This is a genomic window from Marinomonas spartinae (genome assembly GCF_016461715.1).
Classification (GTDB): domain Bacteria; phylum Pseudomonadota; class Gammaproteobacteria; order Pseudomonadales; family Marinomonadaceae; genus Marinomonas; species Marinomonas spartinae_A.
Genome location: NZ_JAEMUI010000002.1, coordinates 42,277 through 58,545, shown reverse-complemented (window position 1 = coordinate 58,545; position 16,269 = coordinate 42,277). Strand labels below are relative to the sequence as shown.

At 43.8% G+C, this 16,269-nt stretch carries 16 protein-coding genes; 11 read left to right on the top strand and 5 right to left on the bottom strand.

The annotated features are described in order from the left end of the window. The first annotated feature begins 72 nt into the window (after nucleotides 1-72). The 6 genes from JHD45_RS02115 to JHD45_RS02090 all read left to right on the top strand — a co-directional run bounded on the left by JHD45_RS02115 (nucleotide 73) and on the right by JHD45_RS02090 (nucleotide 6,171). Complete coding sequence (locus JHD45_RS02115) at nucleotides 73-1,110, top strand: branched-chain amino acid ABC transporter permease (RefSeq protein WP_199474557.1); 1,038 nt, start codon at nucleotides 73-75, stop codon at nucleotides 1,108-1,110. Next, on the top strand, nucleotides 1,111-2,910 hold the full coding sequence (locus JHD45_RS02110; protein ID WP_199474556.1) for an ABC transporter permease subunit: 1,800 nt from the start codon (nucleotides 1,111-1,113) through the stop codon (nucleotides 2,908-2,910). After that, entirely contained in the window at nucleotides 2,910-3,671 is a 762-nt protein-coding gene (locus JHD45_RS02105; protein ID WP_199474555.1) for an ABC transporter ATP-binding protein, read from the top strand. Before JHD45_RS02110 ends, JHD45_RS02105 begins: the two co-directional genes overlap by 1 nt. An 87-nt stretch (nucleotides 3,672-3,758) precedes the next feature. After that, on the top strand, nucleotides 3,759-4,736 hold the full coding sequence (locus JHD45_RS02100; RefSeq protein WP_199474554.1) for a ketopantoate reductase family protein: 978 nt from the start codon (nucleotides 3,759-3,761) through the stop codon (nucleotides 4,734-4,736). A gap of 27 nt (nucleotides 4,737-4,763) precedes the next feature. Next, complete coding sequence (locus tag JHD45_RS02095) at nucleotides 4,764-5,525, top strand: class II aldolase/adducin family protein (protein ID WP_199474553.1); 762 nt, start codon at nucleotides 4,764-4,766, stop codon at nucleotides 5,523-5,525. Between the two features lie 163 nt (nucleotides 5,526-5,688). Next, nucleotides 5,689-6,171 carry a MarR family winged helix-turn-helix transcriptional regulator gene (locus tag JHD45_RS02090; RefSeq protein WP_199474552.1) on the top strand — a complete coding sequence of 161 codons (483 nt, stop codon included), beginning with the start codon at nucleotides 5,689-5,691 and terminating at the stop codon, nucleotides 6,169-6,171. A 237-nt stretch (nucleotides 6,172-6,408) separates the two neighbouring features. On the opposite strand, the gene JHD45_RS02085 is transcribed toward JHD45_RS02090, so the two are convergent. Further along, nucleotides 6,409-6,630, bottom strand: a complete 222-nt coding sequence (locus JHD45_RS02085; RefSeq protein WP_199474551.1) for a VF530 family DNA-binding protein — start codon at nucleotides 6,628-6,630, stop codon at nucleotides 6,409-6,411. An 824-nt stretch (nucleotides 6,631-7,454) separates the two neighbouring features. Here JHD45_RS02085 and JHD45_RS02080 point away from each other — a divergent pair. The 3 genes from JHD45_RS02080 to JHD45_RS02070 all read left to right on the top strand — a co-directional run bounded on the left by JHD45_RS02080 (nucleotide 7,455) and on the right by JHD45_RS02070 (nucleotide 10,472). Next, nucleotides 7,455-8,489, top strand: coding sequence for a TRAP transporter substrate-binding protein (locus JHD45_RS02080; protein WP_199474550.1), 1,035 nt, complete (start codon nucleotides 7,455-7,457; stop codon nucleotides 8,487-8,489). A gap of 95 nt (nucleotides 8,490-8,584) precedes the next feature. Then, entirely contained in the window at nucleotides 8,585-9,142 is a 558-nt protein-coding gene (locus tag JHD45_RS02075) for a TRAP transporter small permease subunit (protein WP_067343449.1), read from the top strand. Further along, nucleotides 9,135-10,472, top strand: coding sequence for a TRAP transporter large permease (locus JHD45_RS02070; RefSeq protein WP_199474549.1), 1,338 nt, complete (start codon nucleotides 9,135-9,137; stop codon nucleotides 10,470-10,472). The genes JHD45_RS02075 and JHD45_RS02070 overlap by 8 nt, the downstream gene beginning before the upstream one ends. Before the next feature lie 208 nt (nucleotides 10,473-10,680). Here JHD45_RS02070 and sohB read toward each other — a convergent pair whose 3' ends face one another. Continuing rightward, nucleotides 10,681-11,721: a protease SohB gene (gene sohB / locus JHD45_RS02065; RefSeq protein ID WP_199474548.1), complete on the bottom strand. Its 1,041-nt coding sequence runs from the start codon at nucleotides 11,719-11,721 to the stop codon at nucleotides 10,681-10,683. Nucleotides 11,722-11,876: 155 nt separating this feature from the next. Here sohB and nhaB point away from each other — a divergent pair, with 155 nt between their 5' ends. Beyond that, complete coding sequence (gene nhaB, locus JHD45_RS02060; protein WP_199474547.1) at nucleotides 11,877-13,376, top strand: sodium/proton antiporter NhaB; 1,500 nt, start codon at nucleotides 11,877-11,879, stop codon at nucleotides 13,374-13,376. 78 nt (nucleotides 13,377-13,454) lie between these two features. Here nhaB and dnaQ read toward each other — a convergent pair whose 3' ends face one another. The 3 genes from dnaQ to JHD45_RS02045 are packed head-to-tail and all read right to left on the bottom strand — an operon-like array spanning nucleotide 13,455 to nucleotide 15,348. Further along, nucleotides 13,455-14,171 (bottom strand): DNA polymerase III subunit epsilon, encoded by a 717-nt coding sequence (gene dnaQ, locus JHD45_RS02055; RefSeq protein ID WP_199474546.1) that lies wholly within the window; start codon nucleotides 14,169-14,171, stop codon nucleotides 13,455-13,457. Beyond that, nucleotides 14,168-14,611, bottom strand: a complete 444-nt coding sequence (rnhA, locus tag JHD45_RS02050) for a ribonuclease HI (RefSeq protein WP_199474545.1) — start codon at nucleotides 14,609-14,611, stop codon at nucleotides 14,168-14,170. Before rnhA ends, dnaQ begins: the two co-directional genes overlap by 4 nt. Further along, nucleotides 14,608-15,348 carry a class I SAM-dependent methyltransferase gene (locus JHD45_RS02045; protein WP_199474544.1) on the bottom strand — a complete coding sequence of 247 codons (741 nt, stop codon included), beginning with the start codon at nucleotides 15,346-15,348 and terminating at the stop codon, nucleotides 14,608-14,610. Before JHD45_RS02045 ends, rnhA begins: the two co-directional genes overlap by 4 nt. 101 nt (nucleotides 15,349-15,449) lie before the next feature. On the opposite strand from JHD45_RS02045, the gene gloB reads away from it, so the two are divergent. After that, nucleotides 15,450-16,223 (top strand): hydroxyacylglutathione hydrolase, encoded by a 774-nt coding sequence (gene gloB / locus JHD45_RS02040; protein WP_199474543.1) that lies wholly within the window; start codon nucleotides 15,450-15,452, stop codon nucleotides 16,221-16,223. Nucleotides 16,224-16,269 lie beyond the last annotated feature (46 nt).

Sequence of the window (16,269 nt, the reverse complement as noted above, 5' to 3'; positions counted from 1 at the left end):
TCCATAAGAAAAACTAAAAATTTGTTGCCACGAAGCCACAAAAATCAATGAGAACAAAAGGAATCACACTAAATGAACTTTCAGATTGCCACACTGCTTGGACAGGATGGCCTAACCAATGGGGCCATTTACGCCTTATTGGCCCTATCAATTTTGCTGGTTTTTACGGTCACACGAATACTTCTCATCCCACTAGGAGAATTCGTGACATTTGGCGCGTTAACAATGGCCGCCATGCAGATGGGCAAAACACCAAAATTGGAATGGCTATTATTAGGTCTAGTTTTAATCGATTGCGCACTTGATATATACCAACAAATCAAACGCCACATTGATCGAAACAAAATGAAAATGGTCGCTCTCAAACTTGGCTATGCCGTGATCATAATCGCCTTGCTAAATAATTTGTCATTATCAGAAATCCCAATGATCGCCCAAATAGCATTAACACTTTGCTTAATCGTGCCCATTGGCCCCATTATATATCGTTTATTTTTCCAGCCATTAGCAGATGCTCCCGCACTGGTTTTGCTGATTGTCTCCATTGCCCTTCATGTCACCATGGTAGGCGTGGGTTTATTATTGTTTGGTCCTGAAGGGGCTCGCACACAACCTTTTTCAGACACGGGCTTCCGCTTAGGTGCCGTCTTGTTAAAAAGCCAAACACTATGGGTCATTCTGGTTTCTATCTTCCTCATTGTGGCTTTATTCATCGCTTTTGAGCGCACGCTATATGGCAAGGCACTTCGCGCCACAGCGGTAAATAGAATGGGAGCTCGTTTACAGGGCATCTCACCTATTTTTGCTGGCAAGGCCACTTTTGCCCTAGCCGCCTTTATCGGCAGCGCATCGGGGATTTTGATCGCCCCCATCACCACCCTTTATTACGACTCCGGTTTCATCATCAGCCTAAAAGGTTTCGTCGGGGCCATTATTGGTGGCCTTGTCAGCTACCCCATTGCCGCCATTGGTGCCGTCGCGGTGGGCATGATCGAAGCTTTCTCCATGTTTTGGGCAAGTAATTACAAAGAAATCATCGTTTTCACCCTGATTATTCCATTCTTAATCTGGCGCTCGATGAATAGCCACAATGTAGAGGATGACGAATAAATGAAATCGCGTAATTTAATTATTATTGTCTTAGTCATACTTGCCATTGCCCCCCAAGTATTACCCACATTTCAGATCACTCTACTTAACTATATTGGTCTATATGCACTGGTTGTATTGGGTTTGGTATTACTCACTGGCGTAGGTGGTATGACCAGCTTTGGTCAAGCGGCTTTTGTTGGACTTGGCGCCTACTCCTCTGCCTATCTAACCACCACAGAACAACTACCAAGTTGGCTCGCTTGGTCGGCAGGGTCACCTTGGGTGGGGCTACTTATCGGCTTACTATTAACCGCTGCCGTTGCCTTATTCCTTGGTGCCCTTACCCTTAAATTATCAGGACACTATTTACCATTAGGCACCATTGCTTGGGGCATTTCACTGTATTACTTGTTTGGCACCATGAGCTCCATGGGCGGTTACACAGGCATCAGTGGATTACCGTCTTTGAGCCTGTTTGGAGTTCTTCTCGATAAGGGCGAAAAGATTTATTACTTGATTTGGACCATTTTGATGGTAGCTGTCTGGATTACCAGCAACCTACTTAATTCCCGTGAAGGCCGTGCCATTCGAGCCCTTAAAGGCGGTCAATTAATGGCAGAATCCATGGGCGTGAACACTTTTCGCTCAAAAATGGTGATTTTCTTAATTTCCGCTCTTTTCGCCGCTATTTCAGGTTGGCTTTACGCGCACACTCAACGCTTTGTCAATCCAACCCCTTTTGGCCTTAGCATGGGGATTGATTACCTGTTTATGGCATTGGTTGGTGGTGTTGGCAGCGTCTGGGGAGCACTGCTTGGCGCAGGCATTTTAACCATGCTCAAGCAATGGCTTCAGGATTGGTTACCCCTTGTCATGGGCGGCAATGGCCAATACGAAACCATTGTTTTGGGGTTGTTAATTATTTTCATGATGCAACGCTCACCTGGTGGCATTTGGCCTCTATTAGTGAAGCTTGCACCTGCCTCATGGCGCAAGCAAAACCATATAAAGATCACCTCTTCCGCCGCCGAACTACCACGTCGAGATTTGCCACAAAAAGGCAAATTGATACTAGAAGCCTGTAACGTTACTCGCCGCTTTGGTGGTTTGGTTGCCAACAACCAAATGAATCTAAAACTGCATGCTGGCGAAGTACTCGCGCTAATCGGTCCAAATGGCGCAGGCAAAAGCACCATGTTTAACCAGCTTTCAGCGGTCGATACACCAAGTGATGGTGAAATACTGTTTTTGAACCAAAGCTTAAAAGGCAAAAGCTCTCGCCAAGTGGCCCATATGGGCATGAGCCGTACCTTCCAACACGTAAAGCTACTCACCACAATGACAGTGTTAGAAAACGTCGCACTGGGTGCTCACATGCGCGGCAACAAAGGTATTATCAGCTCAGCACTTCACATTGAGCGTGAAGAAGAGCAACGCCTTCTAAAAGAAGCGCAATACCAACTTGAGCGAGTTGGTCTAGGCGAACACCTCTACACAGAAGCAGGCAGCCTATCTCTTGGGCAACAGCGCATCCTTGAAATTGCTCGTGCGCTTTGTGCCGATCCATGCGTGTTGCTACTGGATGAACCAGCAGCGGGGCTTCGCCACAAGGAAAAACAAGCCCTTGCAGAACTACTCAAGAAACTACGACAAGAAGGCTTAGCCATTTTATTGGTTGAACATGACATGGACTTTGTTATGAATCTTGCCGATCGAATTGTGGTAATGGAATTTGGTGAAAAGATTGCGGAAGGTTTACCCGAAGAGGTCCAATCCAACCCAGCTGTTTTAGAAGCCTACTTGGGAGGTGCAGAATAATGACTCAAGCCACAGAAAAAAACCTACTCGACATCAGCGATCTCCACGTTGCCTATGGCAAAGTGGAAGCCCTTACCGGTATCGACCTAACCCTCAAGGAAGGAAATTTGGTCACCGTTATCGGCCCGAACGGCGCCGGCAAAACCACACTACTGTCGGCTATCATGGGAATATTGCCTTCCAAAGGCACAATTCACTTTAATGGCCAAGATTTTATCTGCCCAAATGTTGAAACCCTGGTTGGCCATGGACTTGGTCTGGTTCCAGAAAAGCGCGAGCTTTTCTCCACCATGAGCGTTCAGGACAATCTATTACTGGGTGCGTTCCAGCGTTACCGCCGCGGGGATAAAAGTTACGACCAAACCTTGAACGAAATTTATAAGCTCTTCCCTCGCCTATGGGAACGCCGCCAACAGCAGGCCGGCACTTTATCCGGTGGCGAACGACAAATGCTAGCGATTGGTCGCGCCATGATGAGCAAACCAAAACTCTTAATGCTAGATGAACCTAGCCTCGGGTTAGCGCCATTAATTACACGTGAGATTTTTCGTATTTTTGCCGATTTACGCAGCCAAGGTGTTTCAATACTTCTGGTGGAACAAAACGCTCGCGCAGCACTAAAAGTAGCGGATTACGCCTATGTTCTAGAAGGTGGGCAAATTGCCATGCAAGGCCCAGCAGCAGAGCTTGCCAATGACCCCAAGGTGATCGAAGCCTATTTAGGATTAGCAAGCAAGCACCAAGAACTGCTTTCCAGCTAAGGAGATCCCAAAAAAACAGAGTTTACCAACAGCCGGAGAGAGCTCTCATCTTTGAGGCTCTCTCATTTTTTAATGGAAAAATGAATTATGAACATTTGTATTGCAGGCGCTGGCGCTATTGGATGTACGCTCGCTGCCCGCCTAACCCAATCAGGTCAAAATGTTAAAGTACTTGCCAGAGGTGCAACGCTTGAGGCTCTTCAAAAGAAAGGTATCCATCTCACAGATATAGACGGCAAACACAGAGTCAACGTCATTGCCTCAGACTCTGCAGAAGAGTTAGGCTCACAAGATCTTATTTTTATTTGTAGCAAAGCCCCCGCCTTGCCAACGATGTTAAAACTGATCGCTCCTATGCTGCAGGAAAAAACCATGGTTATTCCTGTGGTAAACGGCATTCCATGGTGGTATTTCCAAGGCATTGAGGGACGCTTTTCTGGTGATTGCATTCAAGCCATCGACCCTGAAGGCAGTGTTAGCAAATTGCTACCTTACAATCACCTCATTGGTTGCGTGGTATTTATTACCGCATTTAGAAACTCACCAGGTGTCGTCACCTCAACCAACCCTCACCTCATCGTATTTGGTGAAATCAATCACCAAATGAGTGAACGACTTGAGCAAGTGCGAAAGGTAATGGAAGACGCTGGTATCGAAGCGCGAGCCACAGACAATATTCGCGACCAGATATGGACCAAAGTCGCTGCAAATATCACCTCTAACCCACTTTCTGTGGTGACCAAAGGCACACTTGAGCAACTCTATAGCGACACTCGCTTAAAACCTCTCGTGCGCAAAGTACTCGATGAAGTTTTGCTGGTTGCCGCGGCCTATGGTGCCCGAATTCGTTTTGACCCTCATACCTTCATGGAACTTGGAGCAGGCATGGGTGCAGTTAAAACCTCTATGTTACAAGACTACGAGGCAGGCCAACCCTTAGAACTTGACGCAATCGGCTACACCGTCTTAGAGCTAGCAAACAAAGTAAGCATTCCAATGGCGACTACACAACAGTTGCTGGATCTTACCCACTTTATTGCCTCACAACCCCAAGCAAATTCTTAACACTGACGAAATGGAGGGAACAAACTCATGAACAATTCAACAAAACGCCCCACCCACATTAGCGAAGAAGAATGGGCGCTTCGCGTAAAATTGGCTCATTGCTACCACTTAATAGACTTTTTCGGCTGGACTGAGACGATTTTTAATCATATCTCAGCCCGCCTACCCCACATTGAAGGCGAATATTTAGTGAATCCATTCGGGTTAAATTACACTGAAATCACCCCGGAAAATTTAATCAAGGTGGATGTTAACGGCCATAAATTAGACGACTCTCCATACGATGGTAACCCGGCTGGTTTTGCTCTTCACGGCGCCATTCACGCTGCACGAGAAGACATACATTGTGTCATCCACACTCATACCAATGAAGTTTCAGCCATCGCCATGAAAAAACAAGGTTTCAGCCATGACAGTTTTTACGGCGCGCAACTTTATGGGCGTGTTGGTTATCATGATTTTGAAGGCATTACTTTATTTGATGATGAAAAAAGCCGCATGCTGGAGAGCCTAGGACAAAAGCACATTCTTGTCTTACGAAATCATGGTATCGCAGTGGGAGAATTTGATATAGAGCGCACCTTCTTCCTTCTCTGGACAGTACAACGTGCTGCAGAAATTCAGGTAACGTCTGGAGCGCTAGGTGGTGAAGATGTATTACTAGAACAAAGCATAAGCAAGAAGTGTGCTGATCTAACACAAATGCTCATTAAAGATAGTGGCTTTGCTGACAAGTTTTACAGTGCAATGGTACGCAAAATGGAATCTGAAAAAGGCCCTTGTTGGTAATACAACCTTAAAAGAGCCAGCCTATGGCTGGTTCTTTTACATGGCATACTTCACAGAATAGTTGCAAATGAGAATCATTATTGATATAAACACTTGATAATTCAATTGACTAAAAACGTCATTTTTTGTACATTTTCACCCTTCTTAAAATCAAGGACTCTTAATGAGCAGCAAACCTAGAACACCGCGAAGTCAACGATTTAATCCCGCAAGTGATGACTTCCATAAAGAAGATTTTCCATTTTATTGGTTAAATCAAGTTCATGGTCGTTACAGTGCTGCCATTGAAAAAGCATTAAAAAAAGTGAACCTTGACATCCCAAGATGGCGAATTTTATTCACGCTAAAAGAAGAAGGCACCTGCAGTGTCTCGCAGATTGCAGTTCACGCTATTGCAAAGCTGCCCACTGTAACAAAAATCATTCAACGCATGAAACAAGATGGCCTTGTAGACACCAGGGTAAGAAGTGATGACGGCCGCGTCACAGAAGTATTGATCACTGAAAAAGGCATCGCTGCTGTTGAAGATATCCGCTTTGCCACCAAAGATTTATTCAAACAAAGTTTTAAAGGCATGACAGAAGCAAAAATACAAAGACTCAATAAATTACTTGAAGAACTATTCCATAATTTACCAGAACACTAAAACGAAAAGCTTAAACACTTTATCCACGCCTGCGACACCATTCTTTTAAAGCAGCACAGTTATTTTAAGCGAAACTCTCGTTAGAACTCGGTGCACTTTTTCATTTTTCTTCAAAAGAAAACGCTATAAAAAAACCTGTTGTACAAGGTCACTAGACAAAGACAACATGGCTTATGACAAGCATTGGAGTAAGTGACTAAACCTTAAGTTTCGGAGAAATAGTCACTCTTTGACCACTTAAGAGGCAAACGTCTCTATATAAAGTGTTTCAACCTTACCCCGAGCCCATTCGGTTTTACGTAGAAACTTTAAACTGGACTTCACCGAGGGGTCACTTTTAAAACAATTAATATTGATACGAGTCGCTAACTCGTCCCAGCCGTAATGCTCAACCAAATCTGTGACAATTTTTTCCAGTTTTATACCGTGTAAAGGGTTATTAACTTGTGTTCCGACCATATCTCTTTATTCCTATCGATCAATTGGCTATTTAATAGAGAGTATACAGCAAGCAAAAAAAAGCCGCTTAAAGATAATGCGACCAAAAGGCTCCACCTAGCGAGTTCCTAGTAAAGCCAGTTTATTGGAGACACTCAAACAATCGGGGATTATGATTCTTTTTTCTTCCGTGATGGAATGGAATATGCCAAACCTGTGAATGAACTGGTACTGCCCTAGAAGGTGAAGTAGATTATAGCTATTACGTTCTAAGTGATGCAGATAAGGAAGGGCAATCAGGTGACACCACCCTGTGTATCAAGAGCACTGGCAGAGACAAAGCTTCACAGAGCTAACCGGAACACTTTATCTTCTCCCCCCAACCTGCACACTCCTAACTCGCCAAAGTTATTTCCTGTGAGATTATCGCTCAACCACGGGGCGCTTACATTTTTTTGCAATCAGAAACATATTTTTTAAAATATAAAATTTTCACATCAGACAAGCGACAATAACTTCCTCGCCCCTCTCTAGAAACCAATAAATAATGAATAAAAGATTAAAAATCAAAAACTTAAAATCAAAAAACTCAATCAAAAAATATTCAGAGCACGCTATTTCTTACTCTTCCAAATAAAATAATCGACACAATATAGCTTGGCACAATACTTGAATGAATGAACATTTACTTGAACATTCAATTAAAAATATGCTTTTATAAAAATGCATTATAACTCCCTCTCAGGCGAGTCGAATTAAAGTTCAAATAAAAATTATTGCGGATCAAACCGCCAAATGCAGCTCAAACTATCTCTAGATAGTGAGCACCGTCAAGGAGACACCCAATGCATTACAAGCCATTAGTAACTACATTTCTTTCATCCATTGCCCTAATGGGATCCATCGAAGCAAGTGCTTCCACAGTCCGTCTAGATATTCAAAGTGCCTGGCCTCTTACACTACCTGCCAGTGGACAAAGTGCTCAGCATTTAGCTGACAGACTCAAAGCCACCTCAAAAGACATAAGAGTAAAACTTTATTCAGCGGGAAAACTGGTTTCACCGCTAGAAATCTTTGACGCGGTTCAACAAGGAACTCTGGATGCTGGCTACACATCACCACTCTACGTTGCCGGACGATTCCCTGCTCTACAACTTTTTGGCGGCATACCATTTGGCCCATCAGCATTAGAGTATTTGGATTGGATTTATAACGGCGGCGGCTTAAAAATATGGCGTGATATATATGCCAAACAAGGCGTTGTGACCGTCCCATGTGGCTTAATGGATTCGGAAGCTGGTGGCTGGTATAACTTCGAGATCAACACTCCGAATGATTTAAAAGGCAAAAAAATTCGCTTCGCAGGACTGGCTGGTGAAGTAATGAAAAAAGCTGGCGCGTCAGTTGTACTACTCGGTAGTGGCGATATCTACCCTAATTTAGAACGTGGCGTCATAGATGGAACGGAGTTTTCCATGCCTGCGATTGATGCTGCAATGGGCTTTGAAAAAGTTGCCAAATATTACTATTTACCCGGCTGGCATCAACCTGCTGCAATCAATGAGCTCATTATTAATAAGCGAAAATGGGACTCTATGAGTACAGCCCAACAAGGCCTAATTGAAGATACTTGTCGTGAAACTCAACTATGGACAATCTCTTCTACCACTATCGCCAACGCCGAAGCCATTAAGAAATTCAAAGCCGCAGGTACCAAAATTAAATCATTCCCTCCTGCCGTTCTAGCCGCCTTCAAAAAAAGCACAGACGAAGTCATGAGTGAAGAAGCAAGCAAAGATGCAGATTTCAAACGCACCTTAGACTCACTCAATAGCTATCGTAAAAAAGTGTCTTTATGGACTGAATATAAAGGCAATTAAAGCCTAATAAAACCGAGCATCGCCCTCAGTAATGCTCGGTTTTACCTTTAACACCAGCTCCCCATCCTAATCATACATAATCGGAGTATTTCTTGATGCGCTGCGTAAACTCCATTGTTAAAAAAATAGAAGCCTTATCTGTTGCTATCGGCAAAGCGGGCTCTCTCATTTTGCCTATTCTCATCATTACCATCTTGGTTAATGTGATATTACGCTATGTGTTCAATATCGGCTTGGTGGAATTAGAAGAAGTACAATGGCATCTAAATGCTATAGTGGTCATGTCCTGCTTGGCTTACACCTATCAAGTTGATGAACACATTCGCGTTGATATTTTTCATTGTAGGTTCAGCCCTAAGCGCCGAGCTTGGGTCGAGATTCTTGGCATTTTATTTTTGTTTTTCCCCTATATTATTCTCGTCTCATGGCATGCATGGGAAATGGCCAGCTATTCTTGGTCATTACGTGAAGGCTCCCCAATGCCTTCTGGCTTACCCGCTCGCTACCTTATCAAAGGCGTTATGGCCCTTGGATTAAGCCTTTTAGCACTCCAAGGTGTGGCTATTCTGCTACACAATGTGGCTTTTTTGATTCAACCCAACAGCACATCCACACCATCAACTCCAGTGAATAAAGGGACGCATCATGAGTGAGTTATTCGTTTTTCTACTGTTTTCCATCTTTATGCTCATCCTCTTTTCAGGCTTTCCAGTTGCCTTTATTTTAGGTGGTGTCGGGGTATTATTTGCCACTTTAGGCAGCATCCTTGTCTCATTTAACATCTACGACGTAGCAGAATTACGCACCATTGGGTTTGTCGCTAACCGAACATTTTCTACTATTTCAAGCTATTCTCTCATTCCCATGTCAATGTTTATTTTTATGGGATTCATGCTTGATCGCTCCGGAATTGCTGAGCGCTTAATTGGAGCAATGCGTCGTGTCTTAGGTAAAACCCCCGGCGGATTGGCTATCGCCGTGGTCTTGATTGGCGTCGTACTGGCCGCTTCTACTGGTATTATTGGGGCATCTGTGGTTTTGCTTTCCACCATAGCTTTACCCACTATGTTTAAAGCTGGCTACGCCAAATGGATCAGCGCTGGGACCGTCGGAGCAACAGGCTGTCTGGGTATTCTTGTTCCACCTTCTATTATGCTGGTTGTGATGGGAGATCAGTTACGAATCCCTGTTGGTGACCTGTTTATGGGGGCCATCATTCCAGGGCTGTTACTCGCAACCAGTTTCGTAGTTTTTATCTTTATTTATGCCCTGCTTAAACCCGCTAATATGCCTAAACTTGTTTTAGATCAAGAGAGCAACATAAGTAAATTCGACATTATTTTAGACATATCTAAAGCATTATTTGCACCACTCCTATTAGTGTTAACCGTATTAGGGTCCATAATTGCCGGTGTTGCTTCACCTACAGAAGCGTCTGGGATTGGTGCAGCTGGAGCCACCTTTTTGGCTTGGAGCTCTGGCCGATTAAAATGGATGGATTTACGTATCGTCTGCTATCAAACAGGTCGATCTGTCGCCTTCTTATACGCACTTATTTTTGGTGCGTCCTGCTTCTCTGTCGTCTTACGTGGTTACGGTGGCGATGAAGTGATTGAAAACGCGCTTCACGCCTTACCATTGAGTCCGGAAGGTGTGTTGTTCTGCGTTATTTTCATCATATTTCTATTAGGCTTTTTCTTAGATTGGATGGAAATCGTCTTGATCGTGGCCCCTCTGGTTATGCCAATTTTAGTAAATTTTGGCTTTAATCCGGTATGGGTCGCGATTCTAATGGCCTTGTGTCTGCAAACATCCTTCCTGACACCTCCCGTAGGTATGGCACTGTTCTACATACGAAGTGCAGCGAGCAACATCAGTATGGCTGAGATATACAAAGGCGCAATCCCTTTTGTCATGCTGCAACTATTAACGCTAACCATCGTCGCCCTTTACCCATCATTGGTTACTTGGCTGCCGAACTAAGAGATTGATATGGGCGAATACATCTTTGATGATTCGCCCTTCTGATAAGAAGAAATTCTTGAAAGATTTAGATAACTTCATGGTGATGCAAACTCAGGAAAGTCCACCATCCTAATGATTATAAATAAATGAGTTATCGGGTACGAACCTCGGCGTACCCAATGACTCTATACAAAGGCTAAATGATAGTAAGACTGCTCAGTCAACCTTAATAGCCTCGAGACTGGATCACTTTACTGATCCAAGCGACGGCTTTTTGCTCAAAGGCTGAAAACAAAGACAGACCTAAACGCTCACTCATGGCCTTACGCTGTTTATAAGCAATATGAATAACATCTGCTTGCTCATAATGAGAGACGAGGTAAGCATCACTGGTCATCACTTGGTCAACCAGCCTATTATCTACCGCTTCGGAACCATACCAAGTGTCACCAGTAGCAATCGCATCGATGTCCAACGCAGGGCGCTGTGTTGATACAAAACGCTTAAATAAATCATGAGTGTCTTCTAAATCTTGTTTGAACTTTTCACGACCTTCGTCTGTGTTTTTACCCAGCATGGTCAGTGTACGTTTGTAACGACCCGCAGTATGTAACTCAACATCGATCATATTTTTATCTAACAAGCGATGGACGTTAGGAATTTGCGCCACAACACCAATGGAACCCAAGATAGCAAAAGGCGCGGCGATAATCTTATCGGCCACGCAAGCCATCATATAACCACCGCTGGCGGCAACCTTATCCACACATACCGTCAACGGAATATTCGCTTCACGGATACGTTGCAACTGAGAGGCCGCCAAGCCGTATCCATGCACCACACCGCCACCACTTTCTAGGCGAACCACCACTTCATCTTCAGGGCGAGCAACACTCAAAATCGCCGTGATCTCTTCACGCATAGTGGTCACCGCTGAGGCTTTGATGTCACCATCGAAATCCAATACATAAAGACGTTTTTTTATGTTCTCTGCATCAAGCGAATGCATTTTTTTATGCGTTTTCTTCTCTTCTTTTTTCTGTTTTTTACGGGCTTTGGCTTTCTCTTTCAACGCTTTTTTATCTAACAGTTGCTGATCCAGCTCTGATTTCATCTGATCATAGCTGTCATTTAGCTTAGTAACAGACAGGCTTCCTGAACGAGATTTACCTTTACTGTTGCCAATCATGGTCAGCACTACACCAATCGCAATCACGATACTGGCGAGCTTTAATAAAAAACCTGCATAATCTGTCAAAATTTCCAATATTCTCTTCCTCTAACGTGATAAGTTCTTGATGATATTGGGGCAAATGAAAAAAATAGCAACATCTAGCGTAAGATTATGAGCGAATAAGCTATTATCAACTGAATAAGAATCGTATATGCAACAACCGCAACTAGCACATCAAGGAGCAACGAATGAAAGGCACTCTTTCACAAGCATTTGGTCATAACTTTCTTGGGGGATCACCCCTTTGGTACAAACAAGTCATTATCGCCTTTCTTATTTTAAACCCTCTATCATTAGCTTTGCTTGGGCCTTTTGTGACAGGCTGGCTATTGATTGTCGAATTTATCTTTACCCTTGCCATGGCACTAAAGTGTTATCCACTTCAACCTGGGGGGCTGATTGCCATTGAAGCAGTCATGCTAAACCTGACCAGCTCTGAAGGGGTCTATCATGAAGTAACGAGCAACATTGAAGTTATACTGTTATTGATGTTCATGGTGGCTGGCATCTACTTTATGAAAGACATGCTGCTGTTTATTTTCAATAAACTCTTAGTGAAAGTTCGCTCTAAAATTGCCATTTCACTGTTTTTTAGCCTTGCTGCGGCCTTGCTGTCCGCTTTTTTAGATGCGTTAACGGTGACCGCTGTACTGATTAGCGTCAGCATTGGGTTCTATTCGGTTTACCATAAAGTGGCCTCAGGACAACCCAGCGAAAAATACGATCATACTAATGATGATACTATCTTGCCGGTCAATGCTAATGATCTAGAACAATTTCGTTCTTTTTTACGCAGTCTATTGATGCACGGCGCCATTGGTACCGCTTTAGGTGGTGTTGCAACATTAGTAGGAGAGCCACAAAACTTATTGATTGCCAAAGTCGCTGGTTGGGATTTTATTGAATTCTTCCTGCGCATAGCTCCAGTTTCTATCCCTGTGTTGATTATGGGACTACTCACTGTCATCGTATTAGAAAAGATGTCCTGGTTCGGCTATGGTGCTACGTTACCTGAGAACGTACGCAATATTTTGCAAAACTTCGAAGAGGAAGAGTCCAAAAAAAGCACTCCGAAACACAAAGCACAGATAGTCATACAAGGGATCGTTGCGGTGCTATTAATCTTCGCACTGGCTTTTCATGTTGCAGAAGTGGGGCTAGTCGGTTTAATGGTCATCGTCTTACTGACGGCCTTTAATGGCATCACAGAAGAGCATCGTATTGGTCATGCCTTTGAAGAAGCCCTACCCTTCACCGCGCTATTAGTGGTGTTTTTTACCATTGTCTCTGTCATTCATTCTCAACATCTTTTTCAGCCGATCATTGATACGGTTTTGCATATGCCAACCCATTCTCAACCCCTCATGTTCTTTATTGCGAATGGTCTCTTGTCGGCGATTAGTGATAACGTTTTCGTTGCAACGGTATACATCACAGAAGTCAAAGCCGCTTTGCAGTCTGGCATGATCAGTCTTGAGCACTTTAATACTCTCGCAGTTGCCATTAACACAGGCACAAACTTACCCAGTGTCGCCACACCAAATGGTCAAGCGGCTTTTCTATTCTTGCTGACTTCTGCCATTGCTCCGCTGCTACGCCTTTCTTATGGAAAAATGGTATGGATGGCCTTGCCTTACACGGTTATCTTAAGTGTGACGGGGGGATTATGTGTGACGTACTTACTGTAAAAACACGAAATGAACAGGTGATTTAACCCAAAAAAATCCCTCTGTTACCACAACAGAGGGATTAGTGGGATGAAATCGTTAATGCTTTATGCGCCATAACGCTTGGCCAGACTTTTTCTCTATTAGATCCAAGCGTTCCTCATGCATTTTCAACTCATTTTCATTGGCTCGAATGACTTTTAGCTTTGGACGGTCAGAGCTGAGACGATAGATGGTGCCGCCCGTTTCATCATTTCTTTTAGAATCTTGCTCTGAACCACTGCTTAATCCTAAACTGGTTTGCCCACCCGTCATTAATAGGTAGACATCCCCTAAGATCTCAGAGTCTAACAAAGCCCCGTGTAATTCACGGTGTGAATTATCAATACCATAACGCTTACACAAAGCATCAAGGCTATTTTTCTGACCTGGGTGTTTTTTACGGGCGTACACCAAGCTATCAAAAACGTCACAAACGTCTGCAACCTTGGGATACCCCCCTAACAGGGAGAACTCATGATCGATAAAGCCAATATCAAACGGCGCGTTGTGAATGATTAATTCCGCTCCTTTGATAAAATCAAAAAACGCTTGCGCAACATCACGAAATCTCGGCTTATCGGCCAAAAACTCATTACTGATGCCGTGAACTTTAAACGCCTCTTCTTCTACTTCGCGATCTGGGTTGATATAAACATGAAAGTGGTTATTGGTCAGTTTGCGATCTACCATTTCGACGCAACCGATTTCAATAATGCGATGCCCCTGCTTAGGGTCAATACCTGTAGTTTCTGTATCCAGAATGACTTGTCTCATGATTTCGCTCTCAACTCTTCAATACCCTGATTTGCCAATTGATCCGCAATTTCGTTCCCTTCGATACCAGCATGACCTTTTACCCATTTCCAGGTTACATCATGAAACTGGCATAATTCATCTAAGGCTTGCCACAGGTCTTTATTTTTCACTGGCTGCTTTGAGGCCGTTTTCCAGCCTTTGCGCTTCCAGCCAGCCAGCCATTCCGTAATGCCTTTTTGCACATAAGATGAATCGGTATACAGTGTCACTTGGCATTTTTCTTTCAGCGCCTTTAGCCCTTCAATGGCTCCCATTAGCTCCATGCGATTATTGGTTGTATCACGCTCTCCGCCACAAAGGCGTTTTTCGTGCTGCCCGAAAGTGAGCCAAGCGCCCCAGCCCCCAATACCTGGGTTGCCTTTACAAGCCCCATCGGTATATAAAATAACGTTTTTCAATCTTTCATTCCTTTTGTTGTCGGCTTAGTAAAGGGTGGCACATGTACCCTTGCCGTTTTCCAACGAGGCTTCAATGGTATATAGCGTGGTGACAACTTGGTAGCTGTCATAATGTAAACGCCACCAAATGGGAGCTTTAATGGTTTTAGCAAAGACCGAACCCAAGAAAAGCGGCGACGCCAACGGCTGTTATGAAATGGTGGTTCAAAAGACACAAAGCGCTTGTTGTCTAATGACAACCCTGCCACTTTCAGCCAATCCTCCAAACGACGATGATTAATGAACTGGGCATTCCAAGGTGCGCTCGTACGTTTTGAGAAAAAACGCCGCAACCCCCACAAGCTCCATGGATTAAAACCCACTATGATTAATTTACCACTTGGCAACAAGGTTCTCGCCGCTTCACGAAGATCATCGTGAGGCATTAAAGACAAGTCGAGTGTGTGATGCATCACATGCACATCAATTCCATCCGATTCAAAAGGTAGCTCATTCGATTTGGCGACTACTGTATTTTTAGGTGCCCCTAGCTCAAGCTCTGGTGCAATCACCATCGTTTCACGCAAACGATGGCTCTCAAGAACAATCTTTTGGACTGGAGATTGGATCACCAAATAATAACCCACCTCATGATCGATTTCGCTTTCTACTTCGGTTACTTCAATATGACGAAGATGCTGCCCAAGATCGCTTTCATACCAAGCTTGAAATAATTGTCTTGATTGCTCATCCAACATACAATGAAATCTCTAATTAATTTTGGCGTTCTCTTCAGCAACACATGGATACATAAGCCCATGAGCCAATGCCCATAACACGAAATAAGGATAGGGTGACAATGACACTGATTCCACTTCACGCTTTTAATGACAATTATATCTGGATAATCAAAGAGAAAGATAGTTCACAAGTCTGGGCGGTGGATCCTGGTGACGCCGATGTCGTCCTCCAATACTGTCAACAAGAAGCCTTAACCTTAAGTGGTATTCTCATTACTCACCATCATCACGATCACACGGGGGGTGTTGCTGAGTTAAAATCTCATTTCAATTGCGATGTATTCGGACCAGAACACCTCTCACACCTCGTCACACACCCTGTCTATGAGGGCGATAGCGTTTCCATATTCTCTCGTCAATTTAGCGTGTTAGAGACACCTGGGCATACACTGGATCATTTATGCTACTTTTCCAGCTTAGACACTCCCATTCTGTTATGCGGCGACACCCTTTTTCGAGGAGGCTGTGGTCGGATCATGGAAGGCACACCGGCACAAATGCTTGCCGCCATGAATAAATTAGCCAAATTGCCTGACAATACACTCGTCTATTGCACCCACGAATATACTCTAGCAAACTACCGATTTGCAGAACATCTTGATCCAAACAACCTTATACTGAAAAAAACACAAAAAATTTGTGAAGAAAAAAGAGGAAATAACCAAGTCACTTTACCCAGTGAAATGGGCCTCGAAAAAGCGACCAATCCGTTTCTAAGGACTGATTCTACTCACATTATTGAGAACGCAGCCCAACAACTTGGCGAAGCAATCGCCCAAGATCCTGCGTCTGCATTTAGTCAAGTAAGGCGTGCAAAGGACACTTATGGTTGATTTAAAATACCACATCTTTAAAATGTTGCGACTTTTAATCAATTTG

Bases quoted from the DNA above. Each gene is read 5' to 3' on its own strand.
- JHD45_RS02105 (WP_199474555.1), top strand. From the start codon at position 2,910: ATGACTCAAGCCACAGAAAAAAACCTACTCGACATCAGCGATCTCCAC.
- JHD45_RS02085 (WP_199474551.1), bottom strand. From the start codon at position 6,630: ATGGTCGGAACACAAGTTAATAACCCTTTACACGGTATAAAACTGGAA.
- JHD45_RS02115 (WP_199474557.1), top strand. From the start codon at position 73: ATGAACTTTCAGATTGCCACACTGCTTGGACAGGATGGCCTAACCAAT.
- JHD45_RS02090 (WP_199474552.1), top strand. From the start codon at position 5,689: ATGAGCAGCAAACCTAGAACACCGCGAAGTCAACGATTTAATCCCGCA.
- JHD45_RS02070 (WP_199474549.1), top strand. From the start codon at position 9,135: ATGAGTGAGTTATTCGTTTTTCTACTGTTTTCCATCTTTATGCTCATC.
- dnaQ (WP_199474546.1), bottom strand. From the start codon at position 14,171: ATGAGACAAGTCATTCTGGATACAGAAACTACAGGTATTGACCCTAAG.
- JHD45_RS02095 (WP_199474553.1), top strand. From the start codon at position 4,764: ATGAACAATTCAACAAAACGCCCCACCCACATTAGCGAAGAAGAATGG.
- JHD45_RS02045 (WP_199474544.1), bottom strand. From the start codon at position 15,348: ATGTTGGATGAGCAATCAAGACAATTATTTCAAGCTTGGTATGAAAGC.
- nhaB (WP_199474547.1), top strand. From the start codon at position 11,877: ATGAAAGGCACTCTTTCACAAGCATTTGGTCATAACTTTCTTGGGGGA.
- JHD45_RS02110 (WP_199474556.1), top strand. From the start codon at position 1,111: ATGAAATCGCGTAATTTAATTATTATTGTCTTAGTCATACTTGCCATT.
- JHD45_RS02080 (WP_199474550.1), top strand. From the start codon at position 7,455: ATGCATTACAAGCCATTAGTAACTACATTTCTTTCATCCATTGCCCTA.
- gloB (WP_199474543.1), top strand. From the start codon at position 15,450: ATGACACTGATTCCACTTCACGCTTTTAATGACAATTATATCTGGATA.
- JHD45_RS02100 (WP_199474554.1), top strand. From the start codon at position 3,759: ATGAACATTTGTATTGCAGGCGCTGGCGCTATTGGATGTACGCTCGCT.
- JHD45_RS02075 (WP_067343449.1), top strand. From the start codon at position 8,585: ATGCGCTGCGTAAACTCCATTGTTAAAAAAATAGAAGCCTTATCTGTT.